Consider the following 24,475-nt stretch of genomic DNA (forward strand, 5'->3'; position numbering starts at 1 on the left):
CTCGCTTTCCGTGCGGTTCACTGCTTGGCCCAGTGCCAGAGCCACTGCCAGGTCCAGCGCGGGTAGGGATTGACCACAGGCACTTGCACCGCGTCGAGCACCATCAGCACCGGCAGGTTCAGGTGGTCGCCGACCTGGGCCGGATGCTTGAAGCGGTGATCGAAGAACTCGTAGACATAACCCAGGGCAATCGCCAGCAGCAGGCCGGTGAGCAGGCCCAGGGGAATGATCAGCATGGGTTTGGGGAAGGCCGCCTCGCTGGGTTCATAAGGCTGGCTGAGCACCCGGGCGTTGGACAGCTCGCCATTGATCAGGCGTTCGCCGCGGCTTTCTTCGTAGCGCTGGGTGTAGGTGAAGAAGGCCTTGTGCAGGGCGTCGATCTCGGTGTCGAGCTGGCGCAGCTTGCTCAGCACTTCCTGCAGGTCGCGCACGCGGGTCTTGTATTCGTTGATCCGCGCGGTCTTCTGGGCGATCACCGAATTGGTGATCTGCAGGTCGCTGGTGCGCTCGCGGACGCGGTTTTCCACGACCTTGAGGAACTGCGCGCGGGCGCGGACGATCTGCTCGCGCTGCTGCTGCATCGGCACGCTGTCGGCCCGGTAGGTGTCGGAGGTGGTGCCGTATTGGCTCACCAGGTTGGTCAGCTGTTCGCCCAGCTGTTTGATCTCGCGGTCCTCGTAGGCCACGTTGTCCACTGTGTTGGCGAAGGCGAAGGGAAAGGTGTAGTCGGTCAGGCTGCCCTTGCGCGCGGCCTTCAAGTTGTTTTGCAGGTAGTCCAGGCGACGCTGGTTCTCCAGGGCCTGGTCGCGGTAGCCGTTGAGCGACTGCTCCTCGGTGTTGATCGCGTTCAGGCGGAAGGTGATCTCTTCCTTGGGATCGGAGGCATGGGCCGCTTCCAGCAGGGCCTGGCGCAAGCCTTCGAGGTCGTCCAGGCGTTCCTGGTACTGGACTTTCTTCTGCTCGAAGAAGGCCTGCGGCAGCTCGTTGGATTGCAGGTCCTGGCGGTTCTTCAGGTAGTTGGCCAGCAGGCGCTCGACGAAACGCGTGCCCTGGGTCGGGTCGGCGCTGGCGTAGACCACCGAGATCACGTTGGAGCCGGGCAGGGTGGCGATCTTCAGGTCCTTGACCGCCTGGTTGGTCATGGCGTCCAGGGCGGTGTCGCGCACCGGTTCGATCTTCAGGCCCAGGGCTGCGCGCAACGGGGTGGTCACATGATCGCGCAGCGGATTGAAGAGCAGCCGGGCGAGCAGGCCCTCGCCGTCGCCGAACTCGCCGGCGTCGCGCAACTGGCCGATGGTTTCGCGGATCAGCGTCGGCGAGCGCAGGATATTGCTCTCGGTTTCCATGTCCGCCAGGGACGGCGGGATGAACTTGTCGCTGTCCGGGGTGAGCACGGTGTTGGCGTCGCTCTGCGACAGCTTCTTCGACTGCACTATGACTTCGGCGGTGATCTCGTAGCTCTGCCGCAGCACCAGCGGCAACAGCAGGGCGATCACGGCGAAGCCGAGGAACACACGTTTGATCAGCCGGCGATTGACGAAGAACACGAGGAGGAACTCGTGCAGGTAGTTTTCGATTCTGTTCATCGCGGGAAGGCTCAATTGTTGTCCGATTCTTTGTTGTCGACGCGGTAGCCGAAGCTGAAGCCGACACCCTGGAACATGATGATGTCCGCCAGTTGCTTGCTGAACGCGCCGGCCTTGGCCAGGCGGGTCTTGGGCACATAGAGCAGGTCGTCCGGCTGCAGGTAGGCGAACTGCGCGGCGTTGCGGTCCAGCGCGGCGGCGACGTCGTAGGTGCGGGCCTGCACCTGGTTGCCGGTGCGGCGCATGATCACCACCGAGTCCAGGCGCGCGGTGGGGCCGGCGCCCTTGGCCAGGGTCAGGGCCTCGAGCACCGACACCGGGCGGCGGATCGGGTAGGCGCCGGGCTGGCCGACTTCACCGAGCACGAACACCTCGTTGGCGGCCGTCGACTTGAGCAGCACATCGGCGCTGACCTGGCCGACTTCCTTGGCGTAGCGCTGGTTGATGGTCTTCTGCAGCTGGCTGAGGGTCATGCCCTGCAAGGACATGGCGCCGAGCAATGGGAAGCTGGCGCGCCCGTCCGAGCCGACGGTGATCTCGCGGCTCAGGCCCGTGGCCGGGTTGGTCAGGCTGGTGCGCAGGTTGTCCAGCTGGGCCATGGCGTGGGAAATCGAAAAGGTCACCTGGGGTTTTTTCAGCACCCGCGAATAGGCGCTTTCCAGGGTTCGGCGCGCCTCTTCGGCGGTCAGCCCGGCAACCTGCACATTGCCCACGTAAGGCATCTCGATGCTGCCGTCGGGCAGCACCAGCTTGTTGCCGCCCAGCTCGGCGGCGCTGAGGAACGAGACGTCGACCTGGTCGCCCGGTTGCACCCGATAGCGGGTCTGGCTGGTGCTGCCGATGTGGAAGATCACGTCCAGCACGTCCTGGGGACGCAGGACCTGCTCCACCGGCAGCACTTCGGTCATCTGGCCCTGGCCGGCCTCGGCGCTGAGGACATGCACCGGCATTTCCTCGACATCGGGGCTGGTGCAGCCGGCGAGGGCGGCCAGCAACAGGCAAAGGGGGAGCGCTTGAGGTTTCATGTGCAGACTTTCCTTGTGCCGGTCAGAGACGGTCGTAGACCCATTTGGGCATGTAGTACTTGCGCGCGTTGAACACGCTGCCGATCAGCTTCGCCTCGGCCTGGACCAGCCGTTGCGCGGCGGCCTGGGCCACTTCCCAGCGGGTTTCCTCGCTGCGCACCACCAGCACCACGCCATCGACCTGGGTACTCAGGGTGAGGAGGTCGCCGTTGCTGTACACCGGGTCGCCGTCGACGATCACGAAGCGGTACACCTCGTTCAGCGCAGCGAAGAGTTCCTGCAGCGGCTGGCTGGTCAGGCGTTCGCTGTACTGCTGGCGACGCCCCAGGGGCAGGAAGTCGAAGCTCGGGGCACCGGGGTGCTCGATGCAGGACGCCAGGCTCGGTGGCTGCTCGGCCAGCACCAGGTCGAGGAAGCCCGGGTTCTGTTCCAGGCCCAGGCGCCGGGTCAGGCTGTTGTCGGCGAGGCTGGTGTCCAGCAGCAGCACCCGCCCGCGGCTGGTGCGCGCCAGCTCGTTGGCCAGGGCCAGGCTGCTGGTGGTCACGCCACTGTTGCCGTTCGGCGCGGTGAGCAGGATCACCCGCAGCTGCTGGTCGAGTACGGTCACGGCCAGGTTGCTTTCGGTGGGGGTCTGGATTTCCAGACTGGCAAAGGTTGCAGCCGCCATTTCAACTTGCTCCGTGGCCGTTGAGGACTTTGAGAGGGGTTTTGAGGAGGATCTTCAGGTCCAGCCAGGGGCTCTGCTGAAAGATGTAGGTCATGTCCAGGGTCACCCGGCCGTCGAAATCCACATCGCTGCGCCCGGACACCTGCCACAGGCCGGTGATGCCGGGGTAGATGCTCAGGCGGCCGAGGTGGTGTTCCTTGTAGGTCTGGGCGTGGAACGAGGTCGGCCGCGGGCCGACGATGCGCATCTGGCCGAGCAGCACATTGATCAGGTTCGGCAACTCGTCGAGGCTGGTGCGCCGCAGGAAACCGCCGATCCCGGTGATCCGCGGGTCGCGGTCGATCTTGAAGTCCACCGAGTCCGGGCCGTGCTTGTTCAGGTGGCGCACCGAGTCCTTCAGGGATTCGGCGTTGACCACCATGGTGCGGAACTTGTACATGCCGAAACGCCGGCCACGAAAGCCGGTACGCAGCTGCACGAAAAACACCGGGCCGGGGCTGGTCAACTTGATCAGCAGAGCGATCGCCAGCAGCAGCGGCGCGATCAGCAGCAGGATCAGCGCGGCCAGCAGGGTCGAAGTCAGGCGCTTGCTCAGGGACAGGGTCCAGGGGCAGCCGCCGCGGCGACCGGTCAGCCAGCCACGGCGTTGCAGCTCGACGGCGGCCTCGACCTTGCGCCGGAACGGGTCGTTGCGCCGGTCGATATGGACGGGGCCGGCAGCCGGTGTCGGCTCCTCGGGAACAGAAGGCACAGGCGATGAGAATGGTCTCTCCATGTCCATCGGGGTATTTCCATAGGCAGTGGGTAGAAGCGGCGAGCGGGTTCGCCGGTGCAGCTCGGTGCGGTTCGTCAGGCCCGTGGCGGCGAAGGCGGCCGGTAGTAGCTCTGGAACCAGTCGACGAAGCGCCCCAGGCCTTCGGCCAGGGGCACCTGCGGGCCGAAGCCGGTGACGTTCTCCAGGGCGCTGGCATCGGCGCAGGTGTTCAGCACATCGCCGGGCTGCAGCGGCAGGTACTCGACCAGCGCCTTGCGCCCGAGCAGTTGCTCCAGGGTGGCGACGTAGTCCTTGAGTTCCACCGGGCGCTGCCCGCCGATGTTGAACAGGCGCCAGGGCGCCATGCTGGTGGCCGGGTCGGGCTGTTCGCGGTCCCACAGCGGGTCGCGCACTGGTGGTTTACCCAGCAGACGCACCAGGGACTCGACTATGTCGTCGATGTAGGTGAAGTCGCGCTGGTGCATGCCGTAGTTGAACAGCTTCAGCGGCCGGCCTTCGCTGATGGCCTGGGCGAACAGGATCGGCGACATGTCCGGACGGCCCCAGGGGCCGTACACGGTAAAGAAGCGCAGGCCGGTTGCCGGCACGTCGAACAGGTGGCTGTAGCTGTGGGCCATCAGCTCGTTGGCCTTTTTGCTCGCGGCGTACAGCGACAGCGGGTGGTCGACGTTGTCGCTGACCTTGTACGGCGTGTGATGGTTGGCGCCGTACACCGAGCTGGACGAGGCGTAGATCAGGTGCTCGACCGGGTAGCGCCGGCACATCTCCAGCAGGTTGAGAAAGCCGCCGAGGTTGCTGTCCAGGTAGGCCTTGGGGTTTTCCAGGGAATAACGCACCCCGGCCTGGGCCGCCAGGTTGATCACCACCTGCGGGCGGACCTGGGCGAACAGCCGGTCGAGGGCGTCGGCATCGCTCAAGTCCAGGCGGTACAGCGGGAAGGCTCCCACCTGTTGCTCCACCCAACGCACCCGGTCGCGCTTGAGCTGCGGGTCGTAGTAGTCGTTGAAATTATCCAGCCCGGTGACCTGATGCCCATCCTTGAGCAAACGCAGTGCGGTATGGGCGCCGATGAAACCGGCGGCCCCGGTGATCAGGATATTCATGCGTAGAGCGCCCCCGGTAGGCGATAGGGTAAGCCGATGCTCAGGTAATGCAGGCCGGCATCCGCCGCCTGTTGCGGGTTGTAGAGGTTGCGCCCGTCGACGATCAGCCGCGCCTTGAGGCGCTCGCGCAGCTGGTTGAAATCGACCACGCGAAAGGCCTTCCACTCGGTGCAGATCACCAGCGCATCGGCGCATTGCAGGGTGTCGTCGCGGGTCGCGCACAGCTGCAGGTCGGGGCGGTAGCCGTACAGGCGCCGGCATTCGGTCATGGCTTCCGGGTCGTAGGCATGCACCGTGGCGCCGGCGTCCCACAGCGCTTCCATCAGGTAGCGGCTGGTGGCTTCGCGCATATCGTCGGTGTTGGGCTTGAAGGCCAGCCCCCAGATGGCGATGACCTTGCCCCGCAGGTCGTCGCCAAAATGCGCCTTGAGCTTGCGGAACAGCACATGCCGCTGCTGCTCGTTGACGTCGCGCACGGTCTTGAGCATGTGCGGCTCCAGGCCATGGCTCTCGGCGGTGTGGATCAGTGCCTTGAGATCCTTGGGGAAACACGAGCCGCCAAAACCGGCGCCCGGGTAGATGAAGTGGTAGCCGATCCGCGGGTCGGCGCCGATGCCCTTGCGCACGGCGCTGATGTCGACGTCCAGGCGCTCGGCCAGGTTGGCCATTTCGTTCATGAAGCTGATGCGCGTGGCGAGCATCGCGTTGGCGGCGTACTTCACCAGCTCGGCGCTGCGGTTATCCATGAACATCAGGCGGTCGCGGTTGTGGTTGAACGGCGCGTACAGCTCGCTCAACTGCTGGCGCGGCTTGTCATGGGCGCAACCGACGATGATCCGGTCCGGGCGCATGCAGTCAGCCACCGCGCTGCCTTCCTTGAGGAACTCGGGGTTGGACACCACATGCACCTTGAGCTCGGACTTGCCCAGGTCGGTGAGCTGCTCGATGACGGTTTCCAGCACCAGGTCGGCGGTGCCCACCGGCACCGTGGACTTGATCACCAGGGTCTTGTCGCTGTGCATCAGGCGGGCGATGTCGCGGGCCACGGCGATCACGTGATCGAGATCGGCGGAGCCGTCTTCGTTGGACGGGGTGCCCACCGCGATAAACATCAGCTCGCCATGGTTCACCGCGTCCTGGGCCTGGGTGGTGAAGGACAGGCGACCGGCTTTCAGATTGTCCTCGATCAGCGTCGTCAGCCCCGGCTCGTGAATGGGCGCGATGGCGCGCTGCAATTGGGCGACTTTCTGGCCGTCGATGTCGACACAGACCACGTTGTGGCCGACGTCGGCCAGGGCGACTGCTTGTACCAGGCCGACGTAGCCGGTACCAAAAACGCTGACATCCAAGGGAGGAACCTCATCCGTGATGGGTAATGAGTGAGTTTTTTTCTGCCCACTTCTTAAAGAACTGAATAGGTGCAAGCCCTTTTTGCGTTCTTTTTTTGACACTACCACAGCATGGAGACGGTTAATTGGCGGTTTGCCGTGTTATATAAATGACGATGGCATTTTGGATCCCTATTTGAATTGATTAATTATGTTTAAAATTAAATAGATAGAGATACTGAAAGGGTGGGGATAGCATTGTGTCAATTCCTTGTTACAAAACCCCATAAGGCAAATTTAGCCGACGAACGGTATTTTTTTGAGCAAGAAAAACAGCGTTTTTATCCTCGGTAGACACTTTCTTGGATCCAAAACCTCTGGAATCGCCCAATGAATGGCGCCTCGGCCAAGGGCCTCCACGAAGGGAAAAAGTGTTGGAAATGATCGCTTTATTGCGGGCAGGGCAGAGCGCTGGAGGCGCTCGGGAAGCGCCAAAGGCTGTAGCAGCTTCAGACTAAAGTCGGGTGTAGCCCGTCAAAGCCATCTGCCATCATTGCGGGTCAACATTGATTTGATCAATTCACCTGGCCAGAAATGATTCGCCAGATGGATTGCTATTGCCTTTCTTTCATCCGCGTTACCGATGCACTGCTGGAGCTTTTCATGCGTCCCCCTTTCCCTTTGCTGCACTCATCCCGATCGCTGCGTTATCAAACAGTGGGCCTCGGCGCCCTTTGCCTGTGCGCGGGTTTTACCGCCCAGGCCGCGGGTTTCTTCGAAGACAGCAGCGCCAAGCTCGAGTCGCGCACCCTCTACTTCAACCGTGACTTCCGCGACGGCCATACCAGCAACGATCAGGGTGCCTCCAAGCGCGAAGAGGCGGCCCAGGGCTTCATTCTCAACCTGCAATCGGGCTACACCGAAGGCACCGTCGGCTTTGGCATCGACGCGCTGGGCATGCTCGGCTTCAAGCTCGATTCCAGCCCCGACCGCAGCAACAGCGGCCTGCTGCCGTCCAGCGGCCAGGACCCGCGGGGTTCCAAGGATCAGTACGCCAAGCTCGGCCTGACGGCCAAGGTGCGCCTGTCCCAGAGCGTGCTCAAGTACGGCGCGCTGCTGCCGGACCTGCCGCTGCTCAAGTACAACGACGGGCGCCTGCTGCCGACCCTGTTCAACGGCGCCATGCTCACGTCCAAGGAGGTCAAGGACCTGACGTTCATGGCCGCGCGCCTGGACCGGTACACCGCCCGGGACTCCACGGACGCCCAGGACATCCGCGTGCACTGCAAGAACAAACGCTATGCCTGCAACGTCACCGCCGACCATTTCGACATGTACGGCATCGACTACAAGTTCAACGATCGCCTGACCGGCCAGTACCACTACGCCGAGCTGGAAGACATCTACCGCCAGCACTTCATCGGCCTGCTGGCCAACCAGCCGCTGGGCCCGGGTGTATTGAAGGCAGACCTGCGCCTGCTCAAGAGTGCCGACAGCGGCGCCGAGCGCGCCGGCTCCATCGATAACCGCGCCCTGAGCGGCATGCTCGGTTACGCCATCGACGGCCACACCTTCAGCGCCGGCTGGCAGCGCATGAACGGCGACAACTCGATGCCCTACCTCGATGGCAGCAACCCGTACCTGGTCAACTATGTGCAGGTCAACGACTTCGCCGCCGCCCAGGAGCGTTCCTGGCAGCTGCGCTACGACTACGACTTCAAGGCCATCGGCATCAACGGCCTGAGTTTCCTGACCCGCTATGTCAGCGGCGACCATATCAAGGTCCCGGGCAGCGACCAGGAAGGCCGTGAGTGGGAACGCGACAGCGAACTCAAGTACGTGGTGCAGAGTGGCACCTTCAAGGACGTCAGCCTGCGCCTGCGTAACGCCACCTACCGCAGCAACTACGAGAAGTTCGCCCGGGACGTGGACGAGACGCGGCTGATTGTCAGCTACAACTTCTCGATTCTCTGACGGCGCTGCCGGAAGCTGAGTCCGCGATATGCCTGGATAAACGCATTGGCTGGTTTTACGACTGCTTCGTCGGAATGCCGCCCAACCCGATCGCAGGCTGCGCCAGCGGCTACAGAGAACGAGGAGGCGGGGAGAGCGGCGTCAGGCGCTTACAGCCAATTCCAGAAGCGGCTCCAGAAGCCGCGGTTCAGCTCTTCCCGGCAACCGGCGTATTGCTGGCCGTAGAGGTTGGAGCGGCTTTGCACTTTCCCCGCCACGGTCTGCAGCCAGGGCTTGGCCGTATAGGTCTGGCGGCGGTAGCCGCCCCAGCCTTCGTGGTAGTTGAGGTACTGGCGGTAAGCGTCCTGCTTGGTCACGCCATTGACCCGCGTGGTCTGGTCCATGTACCAGCCGATAAAGTCGGTGGCGTCGGCGAAGTTGGTGCGGCTGGCCCAGTAGTTGTCGCCCTTGCGCTGGTAGTCGCCCCAGACTTCGTCCTTGGCCTGCGGGTAGCCGGCCGCGGTGCTGACCCGACCCCAGGGAATCACCCACAACAGGTATTTGCGGGGCGGCAAGGCGTCCTGCTTGAAGCTCGATTCCTGGTAGATGATCGACAGCGGCACCTGGATCGGCACCCCCCATTTCTCTTCGGTGGCCTTGGCCGCCTTGTACCAGTCGCTTTTCTCGCGAAAGATTTCGCAGATGTCGTTGGGGTTGGCCGGCGGCGAGGTCGCACAGCCGGTCAGGACGAGGGGGAGTACTACGGCGGCATAGGCAAAGCGGGTCAAAGGCAAGGCTCTATTCGGGTCTATGGGAGCGCCGCGTGGCGCTCCTTCGATCAGTTCAGTTGGTGGCGATAGGGCAGGTCCGGCCCGGTTTTGCCACAGGTCAGCGCCGCGGCGCGGATGGCGAACCTGAGCATCTGGTCGATCTGGTCCCGGCTCAAGCCCGCCACAGCTTCCAACGAGTCCAGCTGCCTTTCGGTCAGCCAGGCAATCAAGGCGGCCTGGAAGGTGTCGCCGGCGCCCACGGTGTCGGCCATCTTAATCGGCATGGCCGGCGCCGACCAGCGGCCATGTGCCTGACTGAACACCGTCGCGCCCTCTGCGCCGCGGGTCAGGAACACCAGCTGGCAGTGATGCTGCAGCCAGCCTTCGATCACTTGCTGCGGGTCCTGGTCGGGGTAGAGCAGGTGCAAATCCTCGTCGCTGACCTTGATCAGGTCGGCCAGCCGGACCAGGGTGTCGATGCGCTGGCGCCACAACTGGATGTCCGGGGCCGGGTTGAGGCGCACATTGGGGTCGAGGCTGATCAGGCGCTGGCCGCGCTCGCAGCGCACCAGCGCCAGCAGGGTGTCGGCGATCGGTTGCACCACCAGGGAATACGAGCCGATGTGCAGGCCGCGCACCCGGCTGTCGAGTTGCGGCAGGTCGGCCAGCTGCAACTGGCGGTCGGCGCAGCCTTCGCCACGGAAGCTGTATTGCGGCGAGCCGTCGGCGCCCACCGCGACCATCGCCAGGGTGGTCGGGGCCTGGACGTGCAGCAGGTAGTCTTCGCCCACGCCTTCGTCGCGCAGTACCTGCAACAGGCGCCGGCCGAGGTAGTCGGTGGACAGCCCGGCGAACAGTGCTGCGTCCACGCCCAGGCGGCGCAAACCCACCGCGACATTGAAGGGCGAACCGCCGGCGATTGCCTGGAAGTTGACCCGCGATGCCCGACCGCCGGCATCGTCTTCGCTGAAAAAATCGAACAGTGCTTCACCACAGACCAGGTACATAGTCATTCGCTCTTCAAAAGGGTTGCCACATGCTGTTGGTAGCGTTCATAGGCCTGCTGGTAGGCCGCGACATTGGCCGCTGTTGGTAAGGTTTCGCTGCTTGCATCGAGCCTCACGCAGCGCTGGCACAACTGCGCCAGGCTCTGCGCCTGGCCGCTGTCGTGCGACTCGCACCAGGCCGCCTGGATCGCCGCGCCCAGGGCCGCCGCTTCGCTCTGCTCGGTGCAGACCACCGGGGTGTGCATGATATCGGCGACCATCTGCCGCCACAGCGGGCTTTTCGAACCGCCGCCTATCAGGCGGATGCTCTGGCTCTGCAGGCCGTTCTGGCGCAGCAGGTCCAGGCCGTAGCGCAGGCCGAAGGTGGTGCCTTCCACCACCGCGCGGCACAGGTTGGCCCGGGTCAGGTTGTTGGCGGTCAACCCTAGCAGGCTGCCGCTGGCGTGGGGCAGGGCGGGGACCCGCTCGCCGTTGAGGAACGGCAGCATGCACACGCCCTCGGTGCCGATCGGCGCCTGCGCCACCAGCTGGTTGAAGGCGTCGATATCCAGCTCGAACAGCTCGCGCACCGCGCCTGTGGCGTTGGTCAGGTTCATGGTGCAGATCAGCGGCAGCCAGCCGCCGCTGGAAGAACAGAAGGTCGCCACCGCGGCGTCCGCGCTGACCCGGGGTTGCTCGGCATAGGCATACAGGGTGCCCGAGGAACCCAGGCTCATGGTGATCGCCCCGGGCTGGATATTGCCGGTGCCGATGGCCCCCAGCATGTTGTCGCCGCCACCGCTGGACACCAGCGCCCGGGGGTTGAGGCCCAGCTGCCGGGCGATCTCCGGCAGCAGGGTGCCCACTGGCTGGTGGGCTTCGAGCAGTTCCGGCAAGGCGGCTTCCAGGCGGCCGTCGGGGTCAATGTGCCTGAGCAGCGCCAGGTCCCATTGCCGGGTGCGCACATTGAAATAGCCGGTGCCCGAGGCATCGCCGTATTCGCTGCAGCAGCGGCCGGTCAACCAGTAGTTCAGGTAATCGTGGGGCAGCAGGACATGGGCGATGCGCTGGAAGATCTGTGGATGCTGCTCCCGGGTCCACAGCAGTTTCGACACCGTGTAGCCGGGGGCAATCGCCACGCCGAGGCGCTCCAGGGAGCCCTGTTCGCCGCCCAGGTAATCCAGCAGGCGCTGGTTCTGCGGGGTGGATTCGGTGTCGCACCAGAGCTTGGCCGGGCGCAGCACCTGGCCCTGCGGGTCGAGCAGGACCAGGCCGTGCTGCTGGCCGGACACGCCGATGCCGAGGATATCCAGGCCGCTGACCCCGGCCGCCAATAAGGCCCGGCGGGTGGCCAGGGCGAACGCCTCGCGCCATTGCCCGACGTCCTGTTCACGGCGGCCGTTGGCGCCGCTGATCAGGCTGTGGGGCGCCGCGCCCAGCCCCAGTACTTCACCGCTGGCGGCGTCGAGGACGATGGCCTTGGTGCCCTGGGTGCCGCAGTCGATGCCGAGGAAAAGCTGTTGCGTCGTCATGGATGAACCTGCACAAAATTCGAATCAAACCCACTGTAGCCGCTGCCGAGCTCGCGAGGCTGCGACCGGTTGCAGCGCAACCGCAAAACCTGAGTCCGCGATCGGCCTGGAGAAACGCGACAGCGACAGGCAAGCATCAGCGGTCCCGGGCCAATATCCGCTCCAGGGTGCGGGTCACGCCGTCGTCGCGCAGGCTGCTGTAGCAGCGCTCGAAGGCGGCGGTGAATTCGGCGCTGGCGGGGATCGCCGTGCCGAAGATCTCCTCGACCGCCAACAACCGCTGGCTGATCAGCGCGTCATCCGCCACCAGCGCCTGACAGAACGCTGCGCGCGGGTCGGGGATGCTGTAGGTGGCGCCGTTTTCGTCCACGCCCTTGAGGTACAGGGCCCAGGCGGCGACCACCAGGGCGGCGCGCTCGGTGTCGCGGCCATCGGCGATCAGGCGGTTGAGGGTCGGCACGCTGAACTTGGGCAGCTTCGACGAGCCGTCGGAGCAGACCCGCTCCAGCTGGTCGGCAATCGCCCGGTTGGAGAAGCGCGCCACCAGGGTGTTTTTGTAGTCGCCGAGGTCGATGCCCGGCACCGGCGCCAGTTGCGGGGTCACGTCCTGGTCCATGTAGGCGCGCATGTACGCCACGAACAGCGGGTCGGCCATCGTCTCGTGGACAAAGCGATAGCCCTTGAGGAAGCCCAGGTAGGTCAGGGCCAGGTGGCTGCCGTTGAGCAGCTTGATCTTCATCTCCTCGTAGGGCGTGACGTCGTCGGTGAATTGCACGCCGACCTTTTCCCAGGCCGGCCGGCCGCTGACGAACTGGTCTTCCAGCACCCATTGCGCAAAGGGTTCGCAGACCACCGGCCAGGCGTCGTCGATGCCGTGCTGGTCGTGCAGTTGCAGGCGGTGGGCGGTGCTGGTCATGGGCGTGATGCGGTCGACCATGGCGTTGGGGAAGCTGACGTTGGCGGCGATCCAGTCGTGCAGGTCGGCGTCGCGCTGGCGGGCGAAGGCCAGCAGCGCCTTGCGGGTCACGGCGCCGTTGTGCGGCAGGTTATCGCAGGACATCAGGGTAAAGGCCGGGACCCCGGCCGCCCGGCGCAGGGCCAGGGCCGCGCAGAGAAAGCCGAACAGGGTCTTCGGCTGCTGCGGGTGGGCCAGGTCGTGCTGGATCTGCGGCAGGTGGGCCATGAACTCGCCGCTGCTGTCGTCGATGCAGTAGCCGCCCTCGGTGATGGTCAGCGAGACGATGCGGATCTGCGGGTCGGCCAGTTTGTCGATCAGCGCCTGGGCGCCGTCCTCGGCCAGCAGCATGTCGCGGATCGCGCCGATCACCCGCACTTCGGCGGCGGCGCTGTCGCCCAGCTCGAACAGGGTGAAGAGGCAGTCCTGGCCGGCCAGGTCGTCGCGGGCACGGCGGTCCTCGGCGCGCAGGCCGACCCCGCAGATGCCCCAGTCCAGGCCTTCGCCGGTGTTCATCAGGGCATCGGTGTAGTAGGCCTGGTGCGCCCGGTGGAAGCCGCCCACGCCGATATGCACCATGCCTTGCCGGATCTCGGCCAGGTCGTAGGCGGGCAGCCGCACTTCGGGGGCCAGGTGGTGGAGGTTGTGTCTGTTCAGTTTCATCGTTCGGTTCTCGTTCAGGCGGCGGCGCGCAGCGGCCTGGCCACGGCCACGCCGTCGGCATCGAAGAGGTGGCAGTGTTCGGCGTCCAGGTGCAGGTTCAGCTGCTGGCCGTAGGCGCTGGCCAGGTCGCCGCGGATACGCAGGGTCAAGGCTTCGCCGGAAGCGGTGACGACGTGGCAGAAGGTGTCGCTGCCCAGGCGTTCGCTGACGTCGGCGGTGACTTGCAGGGTGCAGTCGCCGGGGCGGGCCAGTTCCAGGTGCTCGGGACGAATGCCCAGGGTCACCGGGCTGCCGACGCTCAGCCTGGCGCTGCTTTGCGGCAGTTGGATGCGGGTTCCGGCATCCAGCTGCACCTCGCAGCCCTGGCCATCGACCCGGCTGATCCGGCCCTTGAGGAAGCCCATCTTCGGCGTACCGAGGAAACCGGCGACAAACAGGTTGGCCGGGCTGTGGTACAGCTCCAGCGGCGAACCTACCTGTTCCACGCGGCCGCCGTTGAGCACCACCACCTTGTCGGCCAGGGTCATGGCTTCGACCTGGTCGTGGGTCACATAGATCATGGTCGCCTGCAGCTCTTTATGCAGGCGCGCCAGCTCCAGGCGCATCTGCACCCGCAGCGCGGCATCGAGGTTGGACAGCGGCTCGTCGAACAGGAAGATCTTCGGGTTGCGCACGATGGCCCGGCCGATGGCCACGCGCTGGCGCTGGCCGCCGGACAGCTGCTTGGGCTTGCGCTCCAGCATCGGCCCCAGCTCGAGGATGCGCGCCGCTTCGTTGACCTTCTGTTGCACCTCGGCTTTCGGCACGCCGGCCAGGTCCAGGGCGAAGGACATGTTTTTGCGCACGCTCATGTGCGGGTACAGGGCGTAGGTCTGGAACACCATGGCCAGGTCGCGCTTGGCGGGGCTGACTTCAGTGATGTCGCGGCCATCCAGCTCGATGCTGCCGCCGCTGACTTCCTCCAGCCCGGCGATCAGCCGCAGCAGGGTGGATTTGCCGCAGCCCGAGGGGCCGACGAAGACCACGAACTCCTTGTCGTGCACCTCCAGGTCGATGCCCTTGATGATGGAAAAACCTTCGAAGCCTTTTTGCAGATTCTTGATTTTCAGGTTGGCCATGATGGGCCTCCATGTTTCTGAATGTCGGTGTGTAGCCGCTGCCGCAATAAGGCTCGAAGAACCTACGGGGTCTTCAAGAGCGCGCCCGCTACGCGGTCGATCGCAGCCTTCGGCAGCGGCTACAGGTAATGGGTTGTTTGGTTATTTCACGGCGCCGAAGGACAGGCCGCGCACCAGCTGTTTCTGGCTGATCCAGCCGAAGATCAGGATCGGCGCGCAGGCCAGGGTCGAGACCGCCGAGAGCTTGGCCCAGAACAACCCTTCGGGGCTGGAGTAGGAGGCGATCAGCGCGGTCAGCGGCGCGGCGTTGGACGAGGTCAGGTTCAGCGACCAGAACGCCTCGTTCCAGCACAGGATCAGCGACAGCAGCACAGTGGAGGCCAGCCCACCCTTGGCGATCGGCAGCAGCACCCGGAGCATTTCCTGGCCCAGGGTCGCACCGTCCAGCCGTGCGGCCTCGAGGATGTCCCGGGGGATGTCCTTGAAGTAGGTGTAAATCATCCAGACCACGATCGGCAGGTTGATCAGGGTGTAGATCAGGATCAGCGCGATGCGCGTGTCCAACAGGCCAAAGCTCTTGGCCAGCAGGTAGATCGGCATCAGCACGCCCACCGGCGGCAGCATCTTGGTCGACAGCATCCACAGCAGGGTGCGCTTGGTGTTGCGGGTCTCGTAGAAGGCCATGGAGTAGGCCGCCGGCACCGCGATCAGCAGGCACAGGGCGGTGGCGCTAAAGGAGATCACCACCGAGTTCCAGGCGAAGGCCAGGTAGTTGCTGCGCTCGTTGATGTGCAGGTAGTTCTCCAGCGTCGGCGTGAAGATGAACTGCGGCGGCGTGGCGAAGGCATCGATTTCGGTCTTGAAGCTGGTCAGCAGCATCCAGAAGATCGGGAAGAAGATCAGGATGGCGATGGTCCAGGCCAGGGTGCCGAGCAGCAGGCTGTGCAGGCGGCGGGATTGTTGCAGGGTCATGGCGCGCACCTCAGGGCTTGTCAGTCAGGTTTTTGCCGAGCATCCGCACCAGGATGATCGCGGCGATATTGGCGATGACCACGGCGATCAGGCCGCCGGCCGAGGCCATGCCCACGTCGAACTGCACCAGCGCCTGGTTGTAGATCAGGTAGGCGAGGTTGGTCGAGGCGTAGCCCGGGCCACCGTTGGTGGTGGTGAAGATTTCGGCGAACACCGAGAGCAGGAAGATGGTCTCGATCATCACCACCACCGCGATGGGACGCGCCAGGTGCGGCAGGGTCAGGTGCCAGAAGATCGCGATGGCCCCGGCGCCATCCAGGCGTGCGGCTTCCTTCTGTTCCTGGTCCAGCGACTGCATGGCGGTCATCAGGATCAGGATCGCGAACGGCAGCCACTGCCAGGACACAATGATGATGATCGACAGCAGCGGGTAGTGGGCCAGCCAGTCCACCGGCTGGGCGCCGAACAGCTTCCACACCGCGGCGAGAATCCCCGACACCGGGTGGAAGATCAGGTTCTTCCAGATCAGCGCGCCCACCGTGGGCATGATGAAGAACGGCGAGATCAGCAGCACCCGGACAATGCCGCGGCCGAGGAACTCGCTGGCTTCCAGCAGGGCGCTGATCAGCACCCCGAACACCACGCTGATCAGCAGCACGCTGCCCACCAGCAGCAGGGTGTTGCCGGCCCCGGGCAGGAAGCCCGAGTCGGTGAGGAAGTAGCTGAAATTCTCCAGCCCGACGAACTGGTTTTCCCCGGGGTACAGCAGGTTGTAGCGGATCAGCGAGAAGTACAGGGTCATGCCCAGCGGCACGATCATCCACAGCAGCAACAACGCTACCGAGGGGCTGACCAGGAACCAGCCGGAGTTGAGCAGGCGGCGCTTGCGCGCGACCTGGGGCACTTGCAAATGAGCTTTGGCAGTCGAGGTATTCATGGCAGTCACAACCGTTCAGGTGTGTTTTCTGTAGGAGCGGAGCTTGCCCGCGATAGCCGCACCGCGGTCTGTCCGATAACCGCGTCATCGTTCATCGCGGGCAAGCCTCGCTCCTACAGAAGATGGGATTTACTTGGGATAGCCGGCGCGTTTCATTTCGCGTTCGGTGGTCTGCTGCGCGGCGGCCAGGGCCTGGTCGACCGTGGTCTGGCCGATCAGCGCGGCGGAGAACAGCTTGCCGACCTGGGTGCCGATGGCCTGGAACTCGGGAATGGTCACCAGCTGGATGCCGATGTAGGGCACCGGCTTGAGGGTCGGCTGGGTCGGGTCGGCGACCTTCAGCGATTCCAGGGTCACCCTGGCGAACGGTGCGGCCTGCAGATAGGCCTCGCTGTAGGTGGAGGCGCGGGTGCCTGGCGGCACGTTGGCGATGCCGTCTTTCTCGGCGACCAGGGCCCCGTATTCCTTGGAGGTGGCCCAGGTGGCGAAGGTCTGCGCGGCATCCTTGGCCTTGGAACTGGTGGGGATCGCCAGCGCCCAGGAGTACATCCAGGCGCTGCCCTTGTCGGTCACCTGTTGCGGGGCGTAGGTAAAGCCGACGTGTTCGCTGACCTTGCTCTGGGACTTGTCGGTGACGAAGGAGCCGGCGACGCTCGCGTCGACCCAGATCGCGCACTTGCCGCTGTTGAACAGCGCCAGGTTCTCGTTGAAACCGTTGCTGGAGGCGCCGGGCGGGCCGGCCTTTTTCATGGTGTCGACGTAGAAGGTCAGGGCGTTCTTCCATTCCGTCCCGGTGAATTCCGGCTGCCACTGCTCATTGAACCAGCGCGCGCCGAAACCGTTGGCCAGGGTGGTGATCAGGGCCATGTTCTCGCCCCAGCCGGCCTTGCCGCGCAGGCAGAGGCCGTACTGTTCCTGCTCGGGCTTGTTGAGCTTGCCGGCGAATTCACCGATCTGTTCCCAGGTCGGGTGTTCGGGCATGACCAGGCCGGCGTCCTTGAACAGGTCGGTGCGGTAGTAGGTCATCGAGCTTTCGGCATAGAACGGCAGGGCGTACAGCGTGCCCTTGGCCGACAGGCCTTCGCGTACCGCGGGGAAGATGTCCTGCAGGTCATAGGCGGTAGGCAGGTCTTGCATCGGTTGCAGCCAGCCCTTGGCGCCCCACAGCGCGGCTTCGTACATGCCGATGGTCAGCACGTCGAACTGCCCGCCCTGGGTGGCGATGTCTGTGGTCAGGCGCTGGCGCAGCACGTTCTCTTCGAGCACCACCCAGTTCAGCTTGATGTCCGGGTGCTCGCTCTCGAAGGCTTTCGAGAGTTTCTGCATGCGGATCATGTCGCTGTTGTTGACGGTGGCGATGGTCAGGGTCTGGGCGCCGAGGCTGACGCCGCTCAGGGTCATGCAGGTGGTGACAAGCAGGGCGGTAATGCAGGGTTTCATCGTGCACTCCTCTTCCGGGCCCGGTGGGCGGCAGAAGGACGGTTATTGTTGTTGTGTCTTCCGGATGCCGGGAAGAATGTGGGGCTGATTACAGCCCTCAACGACCGCGCTGACAAATCATCCCTGACACTCGAATCGATACTTTTTTGCACTGCGATGAAATCCTCCACCCGGCGCAAGCCGCCATGGGCCAAGGATTCGCCGGCTCGGGCCGGGTAAAGCCGGGGAGATAACGTATTGGTTTTTTGGCCGGGGCGGCCTGTGCCGGAGAACGGCGAGACCGCGCCGATGACAGCGGCGAAGCCCAGGTCGAACAGGGCTTCGCGCTGAAGGGGAGGGGGTCAGAAGCTATAGGTGGCCGACATGATCGCCGCGCGGGCGTCGCCGTATTCGATGGCCGAGGAGCGCGCGGTCGAGCCGTTCTGCTGGCGCACCCGTTCCACGTAGTCCTTGTCGAACAGGTTGTTGACGTTCAGCTGCAGGTCGAGGTTGTGGTTGACCTTGTAGCCGAGCATGGCGTTGTGCACCCAGTAGGCGTCCAGCTTGGCGCGGGTGCTGGAGGTCACGTTGCGCTCGCTGACATAGCGAGTGCCGTAACCCAGGGTCCAGCTGGCCGGCAGTTCATAGGTGGTCCACAGGTTGAGCGAGCGCGGCGGCGTGTTGCCCAGGGCCTGGCCCTTGCGCGCGATACCCGAGGCGGTGTTCGCCGCTTTCAGGGTTTCGCTGTCGAGGAAGGTGTAGTTGGCGAACACGTCCCACTGCTCGGTGACATGCCCGGTGACGCCGATTTCCACACCCTGCACCCGCTGCTTGCCGGCCAGCTGGGTCGAGCCGTCGGCCATGGTTTCCCGGGCGTTGCTCTTCTCTACGCGAAACAGCGCCCCGTCCAGTTCCAGGCGCTTGTCCAGCAATTCCCACTTGGTGCCCAGTTCCCAGGTTTCGTTCTTCTCCGGCGCCAGGTCCTGGTTGCCCTTGCTCAAGCCACCGCCGGTCGAGGCCAGGTTTTCGGCGGACGGGTTGAAGGAGTTGCCCCAGGCGGCATAGATGCGCCCGTTTTCGGTCGGTTTGAACACCAGGCCGGTGCGGGCGCTGGCCTTGTTCGTGTCCGAGGCCAGGCTCTCGCTTTTCACATGGCTGCCCGAGTATTTGTCGACGTCGCCCTTGATCTTGTCGTAGCGCAGGCCGAGGTTGAGGTCCCAGCGCTCGCTCAGGGCGATGGTATCGAACAGGTAGTAGGCCTGGCCCTTGAGGGTGGTCTCGGTATAGCCGCTGGTGGCCTTGTTGACCGGGCCGTTCCAGCGTCCGGGCGGGTTGCCCAGGGCATAGCCGTCGCGCGGATACAGCGCGGTGCCCAGGCCATGGCTGTAGGTCTTCAGGTCGAGGGTTTCCCGGGACAGTTCCACGCCCGCCACCAGATCGTGGCGCATGCCGGCGAATTCGAAGTCGCCGATCAGGTTGCTCTGGTTGATCCACATCTCGGTGGTGGCGTCGCGCCCGTAGGCCTGGGGCCCGGCCGGGCGGTAGCGGCCTGCCGGCACGCCGCTGGTGTTGACATGGGACGCCGAGACGATGGTGTCGCGCGCGGTGCGGCTGTAGCGCGTGAGGTTCTGCAGGCGCAGGTGGTCGCTGAAGTCATGTTCGAAATCGGCGGTGAAGGCGTTCTGTTCGATCTGCTCCTTGTCCAGGTTCTTCCAGCCGAAATAGGCATCGCGCTTGACCCCGGCCAGCTTCTTGCCGTCGAGCGCCGGTACGCCGTAGTCCGGCAGGTTGTCGTCGGTCTGGTGGAAGGCGCTGAGGGTCAGCCGGGTGGCGTCGCTGAAGCCCAGGCGCAACGACGGCGCGATGCCCCAGCGCTCGCGGTCGATCTGCTCGCGGTCGGGCACATCGTTCTGATGGCCCATCAGGTTGATCCGTACCGCGCTGTCCTGGCCGACGCCTTCCAGGGGCTGGTTGCTGTCCAGCGTCAGGCGGTAGTAGTTGTCGGTGCCGAGGCTGCCGCCGAGGCGGGTGAACGCCTGGTTCTTGGGCTGCTTGCTGACCAGGTTGATGCTGCCGCCAGTGGTGCCGGCGCCGCCGAATACCGAGTTGGGGCCCTTGATAACTTCCACCTGCTCGATGTTGAAGGTGTCGGAACGGTTGGTCTGCGCGCTGTCGCGCAGGCCGTCGATCTGCATGTTGCTGTTGGCCGAGAAGCCGCGGATGTTGATGCTGTCCCCCGAGCCGCCACCGCCTTCGCCGGCGTTGAAGGTGATGCCGGACACGTTCGACAGCACCTGGCGCAGGCTCAGCGCCTGCTGTTCCTGGATCAGCTTGGGCGGCACCACGGTGATGGTTTGCGGGGTGTCCAGCAACGGCGCCACGTACTTGGCGGAAGACGAACGTTCGGTCTTGTAGCCTTTGCCTTCCTCCGCCTCCGCCTCGACCTTGATGTTGTCCAGTTGCAAGACGTTCTGCCGTTCGCCAGCTGCGGTGAGACCGGAGGCAGAGACGATGGCGAGGCCTATTGTGGGGGCCAGCAGACGGTGCTGTGGCAAGGAGGAGGGGGCTTTGCTATCCATGAGAATCACTCTTTGGGTTTGATGAGATTAAATCCTATTTGAGATTGATTATTAAAAACGGAATGTACAAGAACGCTTACAATTTTTTGGCGTTAATGAGATTTGTCTTCTGGTGGCGAAGGCAAGATCAGGACTTGTAAGGGATTTTTCTTTCGGTGTGATGAGGCTTATCTGCCTGGGGCAACGGCGAATGGGCGGCAGCCTGTCGCTGCGCAGAGCAATGGAGGCAGCGGCGCACGAAGGTCAGGAACCCGAGCGGGACGAACCGGACCGCTTAGCCAAAAGCCCACTGGTTTTTTCCTCGTCACGGCCTAAGATGGCCGACAAATCTCTTTATGCAGGAAGCAGTTACACGCGATGTCGGAAAAAGACACGATCTCCATGCAACTGGTGCGCGAAGCGCTGCTGCAAAGCTGCGCCCCGGGTGCCGCCAGCGAAGAAGTGCTGCTCAAGGTCGGCATCGACCCGGCCCTGCTGGAGGTCAGCGCCGCTCGCGTGCCCGCGCTGGCCTATGCCCGGCTGTGGCGTTTGCTGGCGCGGCGCACCGACGACGAGTTCTTCGGCATGGACCCGCGCAAGCTCAAGTCCGGCAGCCTGGCGTTTCTCTGCCGCAGCGCCATGGCCCGGCAGAACCTGGCGGCGGGCCTGGAATCCGGGCTGGCTTTTTTGTCGCTGATGCTCGAACACCTGCCAGCCCAGCTGGTGCGCCAGCAGAGCCTGGCGGAGATCGTCCTGCTGGAGGACGAGCAGGAACCGCGCCGGGCCTTCACCTATTTCACCTATTGGACGATCGTCCACGGCGTGGCCTGCTGGCTGGCCGGGCGGCGCATCCCGATCCTGGCCATCGAGCTGCGCTGTCCGGAGCCGGATTTCTGCGACGACTACCAGGTGATGTTCTCGCAGAACCTGCGGTTCGACCGGCCGCGCACGCGGATGATCGTCGCCGCCGATTGCCTGGACCTGCCGATCAAGCGCAGTGACGAGGAGCTCAAGCGTTTCCTGGCCCAGGCGCCGGCCAATATCCTGGTCAAATACCGCGACCCGGAGAGCCTGGCCAGCCACATCAAGTACGACCTGCGCCAGCTACCCGCCGCCCAGTGGCCGGAAACCGAGAGCCTGGCCCACAGCCTGTACATGTCGGCCTCGACCCTGCGCCGTCGCCTGGCGGAAGAAGGGCAGACCTACCAGGGCCTCAAGGACGGGGTGCGCAAGGAACTGGCGATCGCCTGGCTGGCCGAGCCGCAGATCAGCTTCACGGAAATCGCCAGCCGCCTGGGCTTCGCCGACGCCAGTTCGTTCTACAAGGCCTTTCGCAAATGGTCCGGTTCCAACCCTGGGCACTATCGCAGCCTGATCCTCAACGAGGCTGGTTGAGGTCGGCGGTGCTAGACACATCGTCATCGCGGGCAAGCCTCGCTCCTACAGGTTCGTGTGGCAATAGACACCTGCTTCTGTAGGAGCGAGCGGGCGGCGATCCGACTTGCCCGCGAAAGCGTCGGCCCAGACACCGCGCACCTCCCGGCCTTGGCCAAACCAGTCACGCAACTTGAAAGCTTTGACCATTGTCCCGTCCGGGCCGTGGCGCCAGTATTTGCCTGATGTTTTTGTAGTTCCCATCCTAATAAGAACAGTGAGGGATTCTGGCAATGCGCGATTACCTGTCTGCCACGGCACACTTCAATTACCAGCACACCGTCGATGCGGCCTTGCATGGCTCCTTGTCGGCACTCAATGCCTGCGTCGAATGCTGTGATCGGCACGCCTTGCCGGGACGTATCGCGCTGTTCTGGGAGGGCCGCGACGGCAGCAGTGCGACCTACACCTTCAGCGAGTTGCAGGACCAGGCCGCGCGTTTCGCCAACTTCCTCCTGGCCCAGGGCGTGCAGAAGGGCGACAAGGTCGCCGGCCTGTTGCCGCGCAACGTCGAACTGCTGATTGTGGTGTTCGCCACCTGGCGCATCGGCGCGGTCTACCAGCCGCTGTTCACCGCCTTCGGCCCCAAGGCCATCGAACACCGCCTGAGCAGTTCCGGGGCCAAGCTGGTGGTGACCGATGCGGTCAACCGGCCAAAGCTCGCTGAAGTGGCCGGCTGCCCGACCATCGTCACGGTCGCGGGCGCCAAGGGCCAGGGCATCGTCCGCGGCGACTTCAGTTTCTGGGCCGAACTGGCCAATTACCCGGCGCAGTGCGAACCCGTACTGCTCACGGGCGAAGACCCATTCCTGCTGATGTTCACCTCCGGCACCACCGGCCCGTCCAAGGCGCTCTACGTACCACTCAAGGCCATAGTCGCGTTCCAGAGCTACACCCGCGACGCCGTCGACCTACGCCCCGAGGACGCGTTCTGGAACGTCGCCGACCCGGGTTGGGCCTACGGCATCTACTTCGGCATCACCGGCCCGCTGGGCACGGGCCACCCGATCACCTTCTACGATGGGCCCTTCACCCTGGAAAGCACCTGCCGGGTGATCAACAAGTACGGGATCACCAACCTCACCGGTTCGCCGACCGCATACCGCCTGCTGATCGCCGGCGGCGACGAGTTCGCCCGGTCGATCAAGGGCAAGCTGCGCATCGTCAGCAGCGCCGGCGAGCCGCTGAACCCGGAGGTGATCCGCTGGTTCGCCGACAACCTCGATGTGGTGATCCACGACCACTACGGCCAGACCGAGATGGGCATGGTCTTGTGCAACCACCATGGCCTGGAGCATCCGGTGCATGTCGGCGCGGCTGGCTTTGCCTCGCCGGGGCACCGCATCGTGGTGCTCGACGACAACCACCAGGAACTGTCGGTCGGCCAGCCGGGCATCCTCGCCCTCGACCGCAGCCAGTCGCCGATGTTCTGGTTCAACGGCTACGACGGCGTGGTGACCAAGGCCTTCGTCGGCCACTACTACCTCAGCGGCGACACCGTGGAGCTGAACCCGGACGGCAGCATCAGCTTCGTCGGGCGCAGCGACGATGTGATCACCACTTCGGGTTACCGGGTCGGCCCGTTCGACGTGGAAAGCGCGCTGATCGAGCACCCGGCGGTGATCGAGGCGGCGGTGATCGGCAAGCCCGATCCGGAGCGCACCGAGCTGGTCAAGGCCTTCGTCGTGCTCAGTGCCCAGTACCGTGCCACGCCGGAACTGGCCGAGGAATTGCGCCAGTACGTGCGCAAGCGCCTGGCCGCGCACTCGTACCCCCGTGAAATCGAATTTGTCAGCGAATTGCCGAAAACCCCAAGCGGCAAGTTGCAGCGCTTCATCCTGCGCAACCAGGAAATCGCCAAGGCTCAAGAGGCCGCGGCGCACAAGGCTTCGGCCTGAATTACCCAGGAACTCATGATGCACATCGAAAACAAGGTTTTTCTCGTCAGCGGCGGCGCTTCCGGTCTCGGTGCGGCCACCGCGCAGATGCTGGTCAAGGCCGGCGCCCAGGTGATGCTGGTGGACCTCAACGCCGAGGCCGTGCAAGCCCAGGCGCGACAGCTCGGTTGCCAGAGCACGGTCGCCGATATCACTGACGAAGCCGCCGCCGAAGCGGCGGTGCAGGCCACGCTCAAGGCGTTCGGCAGCCTGCACGGGCTGGTCAACTGCGCCGGCATCGTGCGCGGCGAGAAGATCCTCGGCAAGAACGGTCCCCATGCCCTGGCCAGCTTCAGCCAGGTGATCAACGTCAACCTGATCGGCAGCTTCAACCTGATGCGCCTGGCCGCCGCGGCCATCGCCAACAGCGAACCGAACGCCGACGGCGAGCGCGGGGTGATCATCAACACTGCCTCGGCGGCAGCCTTCGACGGGCAGATCGGCCAGGCGGCCTATGCCGCTTCCAAGGGCGCCATCGCCAGCCTGACATTGCCGGCCGCTCGTGAGCTGGCGCGCTTCGGCATCCGGGTGATGACCATCGCCCCGGGCATTTTCGAAACCCCGATGATGGCCGGCATGAGTGACGAAGTACGTGCGTCCCTGGCCGCCGGCGTGCCGTTCCCGCCACGCCTGGGCAAGCCGGACGAGTACGCCGCGCTGGTCGGGCATATCATTAGCAACAGCATGCTCAACGGCGAGGTGATCCGTCTCGACGGTGCCCTGCGCATGGCAGCCAAGTAAGGAAGGAGGACTCCTC

The 24,475-nt window shown here is 64.5% G+C and carries 19 protein-coding genes; 4 read left to right on the forward strand and 15 right to left on the reverse strand.

The window, feature by feature from the left end:
* Window positions 1-17: 17 nt before the first annotated feature.
* From J4D52_RS08730 to J4D52_RS08755, 6 genes are all read right to left on the reverse strand, one after another.
* Entirely contained in the window at window positions 18-1,586 is a 1,569-nt protein-coding gene (locus J4D52_RS08730; RefSeq protein ID WP_063430630.1) for a lipopolysaccharide biosynthesis protein, read from the reverse strand.
* 11 nt (window positions 1,587-1,597) lie between these two features.
* The gene (locus J4D52_RS08735; RefSeq protein ID WP_063430632.1) at window positions 1,598-2,611 is read right to left on the reverse strand and encodes a polysaccharide biosynthesis/export family protein; all 1,014 of its coding nucleotides are present in this window, start codon (window positions 2,609-2,611) and stop codon (window positions 1,598-1,600) included.
* Window positions 2,612-2,633: 22 nt separating this feature from the next.
* On the reverse strand, window positions 2,634-3,278 hold the full coding sequence (locus J4D52_RS08740) for a CpsD/CapB family tyrosine-protein kinase (RefSeq protein ID WP_063430634.1): 645 nt from the start codon (window positions 3,276-3,278) through the stop codon (window positions 2,634-2,636).
* A gap of 1 nt (window position 3,279) precedes the next feature.
* Complete coding sequence (locus tag J4D52_RS08745; protein ID WP_081251643.1) at window positions 3,280-4,053, reverse strand: sugar transferase; 774 nt, start codon at window positions 4,051-4,053, stop codon at window positions 3,280-3,282.
* A 74-nt stretch (window positions 4,054-4,127) separates the two neighbouring features.
* Window positions 4,128-5,156, reverse strand: a complete 1,029-nt coding sequence (locus tag J4D52_RS08750) for an NAD-dependent epimerase (protein ID WP_025808992.1) — start codon at window positions 5,154-5,156, stop codon at window positions 4,128-4,130.
* Window positions 5,153-6,505, reverse strand: a complete 1,353-nt coding sequence (locus J4D52_RS08755; protein WP_025808991.1) for a UDP-glucose/GDP-mannose dehydrogenase family protein — start codon at window positions 6,503-6,505, stop codon at window positions 5,153-5,155. Before J4D52_RS08755 ends, J4D52_RS08750 begins: the two co-directional genes overlap by 4 nt.
* Before the next feature lie 642 nt (window positions 6,506-7,147).
* Between J4D52_RS08755 and J4D52_RS08760 the strand changes: the two genes are divergently transcribed.
* Entirely contained in the window at window positions 7,148-8,458 is a 1,311-nt protein-coding gene (locus J4D52_RS08760; RefSeq protein WP_063430933.1) for an OprD family porin, read from the forward strand.
* A gap of 149 nt (window positions 8,459-8,607) precedes the next feature.
* On the opposite strand, the gene J4D52_RS08765 is transcribed toward J4D52_RS08760, so the two are convergent.
* The 9 genes from J4D52_RS08765 to J4D52_RS08805 form a co-directional block, all read right to left on the reverse strand.
* Window positions 8,608-9,225, reverse strand: coding sequence for a hypothetical protein (locus tag J4D52_RS08765; RefSeq protein ID WP_063430636.1), 618 nt, complete (start codon window positions 9,223-9,225; stop codon window positions 8,608-8,610).
* A gap of 50 nt (window positions 9,226-9,275) precedes the next feature.
* On the reverse strand, window positions 9,276-10,214 hold the full coding sequence (locus tag J4D52_RS08770) for a carbohydrate kinase (RefSeq protein WP_063430638.1): 939 nt from the start codon (window positions 10,212-10,214) through the stop codon (window positions 9,276-9,278).
* Window positions 10,215-10,216: 2 nt separating this feature from the next.
* Window positions 10,217-11,725 carry a xylulokinase gene (xylB, locus tag J4D52_RS08775; protein WP_063430640.1) on the reverse strand — a complete coding sequence of 503 codons (1,509 nt, stop codon included), beginning with the start codon at window positions 11,723-11,725 and terminating at the stop codon, window positions 10,217-10,219.
* Between the two features lie 136 nt (window positions 11,726-11,861).
* Window positions 11,862-13,343 carry a mannitol dehydrogenase family protein gene (locus tag J4D52_RS08780; protein WP_063430642.1) on the reverse strand — a complete coding sequence of 494 codons (1,482 nt, stop codon included), beginning with the start codon at window positions 13,341-13,343 and terminating at the stop codon, window positions 11,862-11,864.
* Between the two features lie 14 nt (window positions 13,344-13,357).
* Window positions 13,358-14,461, reverse strand: a complete 1,104-nt coding sequence (locus J4D52_RS08785) for an ABC transporter ATP-binding protein (protein WP_063430644.1) — start codon at window positions 14,459-14,461, stop codon at window positions 13,358-13,360.
* Between the two features lie 141 nt (window positions 14,462-14,602).
* The gene (locus J4D52_RS08790) at window positions 14,603-15,433 is read right to left on the reverse strand and encodes a carbohydrate ABC transporter permease (protein ID WP_063430646.1); all 831 of its coding nucleotides are present in this window, start codon (window positions 15,431-15,433) and stop codon (window positions 14,603-14,605) included.
* A gap of 10 nt (window positions 15,434-15,443) precedes the next feature.
* Window positions 15,444-16,370 carry a carbohydrate ABC transporter permease gene (locus tag J4D52_RS08795; RefSeq protein ID WP_102677584.1) on the reverse strand — a complete coding sequence of 309 codons (927 nt, stop codon included), beginning with the start codon at window positions 16,368-16,370 and terminating at the stop codon, window positions 15,444-15,446.
* A gap of 129 nt (window positions 16,371-16,499) precedes the next feature.
* Window positions 16,500-17,771 (reverse strand): sugar ABC transporter substrate-binding protein, encoded by a 1,272-nt coding sequence (locus J4D52_RS08800; protein WP_371860311.1) that lies wholly within the window; start codon window positions 17,769-17,771, stop codon window positions 16,500-16,502.
* 380 nt (window positions 17,772-18,151) lie between these two features.
* Complete coding sequence (locus J4D52_RS08805; RefSeq protein ID WP_102677585.1) at window positions 18,152-20,368, reverse strand: TonB-dependent siderophore receptor; 2,217 nt, start codon at window positions 20,366-20,368, stop codon at window positions 18,152-18,154.
* 357 nt (window positions 20,369-20,725) lie between these two features.
* Between J4D52_RS08805 and J4D52_RS08810 the strand changes: the two genes are divergently transcribed.
* The 3 genes from J4D52_RS08810 (at window position 20,726) to J4D52_RS08820 (ending at window position 24,459) form a co-directional block, all read left to right on the forward strand.
* Window positions 20,726-21,742: an AraC family transcriptional regulator gene (locus tag J4D52_RS08810; RefSeq protein WP_102677586.1), complete on the forward strand. Its 1,017-nt coding sequence runs from the start codon at window positions 20,726-20,728 to the stop codon at window positions 21,740-21,742.
* A 272-nt stretch (window positions 21,743-22,014) separates the two neighbouring features.
* The gene (locus J4D52_RS08815) at window positions 22,015-23,679 is read left to right on the forward strand and encodes an AMP-binding protein (RefSeq protein WP_102677587.1); all 1,665 of its coding nucleotides are present in this window, start codon (window positions 22,015-22,017) and stop codon (window positions 23,677-23,679) included.
* Window positions 23,680-23,697: 18 nt separating this feature from the next.
* Window positions 23,698-24,459 carry a 3-hydroxyacyl-CoA dehydrogenase gene (locus J4D52_RS08820; protein ID WP_025808978.1) on the forward strand — a complete coding sequence of 254 codons (762 nt, stop codon included), beginning with the start codon at window positions 23,698-23,700 and terminating at the stop codon, window positions 24,457-24,459.
* Window positions 24,460-24,475 lie beyond the last annotated feature (16 nt).

It is taken from the genome of Pseudomonas sp. GW460-12-10-14-TSB1 (assembly GCF_017349775.1).
In the GTDB taxonomy this organism is placed as follows: Bacteria; Pseudomonadota; Gammaproteobacteria; order Pseudomonadales; family Pseudomonadaceae; genus Aquipseudomonas; species Aquipseudomonas piscium.